The sequence below is a fragment of the Epilithonimonas hispanica genome, from assembly GCF_003385395.1.
In the GTDB taxonomy this organism is placed as follows: domain Bacteria; phylum Bacteroidota; class Bacteroidia; order Flavobacteriales; family Weeksellaceae; genus Epilithonimonas; species Epilithonimonas hispanica.
The window spans coordinates 1-845 of the sequence record NZ_QNUG01000123.1 but is presented as its reverse complement, the minus strand read 5'-3'; the positions used below and the strand labels follow the sequence as shown (position 1 = coordinate 845).

General features: G+C 38.0%; 1 protein-coding gene. It reads left to right on the top strand.

Annotated elements, in window-relative coordinates; genetic code table 11:
* A partial coding sequence (locus tag DRF58_RS18145) for a DEAD/DEAH box helicase family protein (RefSeq protein WP_162300317.1) occupies positions 1 to 845 on the top strand: 845 nt, incomplete at both ends.

The following is an 845-nucleotide window of genomic DNA, read 5'->3' as shown; positions in this document are numbered from 1 at the left end:
CGAAAAGCTGCTGCGAACGATTTGTTTTACAAGTTTGTTCGGGAAGAACTTTCCAATGATATTAGAAATCGTTTTGTAAAAGACTTTAACCGCAATTACAATAACATCCACGTTCCGGATTATTCTAAATTCCCATTATTTTCCAGAATTTATCTGCATTTCAAAGGTCAGGAATTGCGTTTGACCGAAGTTCAGAAAGCAGGAATCGGAAGACAGACCACAAAAGGAGTTGGACTTTTGGCGCACGAAGTGGGTTTTGGAAAAACGCTTTCCGGAATCCTTTCTATGCACGAAGCAATGGAGCGAGGAAATGCGAAAAGACCAATCATCGTAGTTCCGAATGACAGTATTTTGAAACAATGGGTGGAAACGATTTTTGAAACGATTCCCAATGCGAAAGTCAATGTTTTAGGTAATTTGGGGAAAGATTTTGACCTTTCAAAATTCGATAATAAAGATGGAGAAATTACCATTGTTACCTACGAAGGTTTTAACAATATTGGATTTTCATCAGAAATAACCGAAGAACTTTCTTCAAAATTCAGCTACATCTCTACAAGCGAAATGAAAGGTGTTACCAATACGGAAAGAGACCTCCAAATTGAACTTCAGAAAGAAAAGGAGATCGAGGGGAAAATGAAGCGTGGTAAAATCTATGATTGGGAAGATTTTGGATTCGACCATTTGACTTACGACGAAGTTCACAATGCCAATCACATTGTAGGAAAAGTAAAAATTGAAGACCGAAGATTTGCCTCCGATTTTAGAAGTCAAAACCAACAGACTTCCAAATTGGGAATCAATACCTGGATGGCAGCTCAGTACATTCAAGACAAAAATGACGG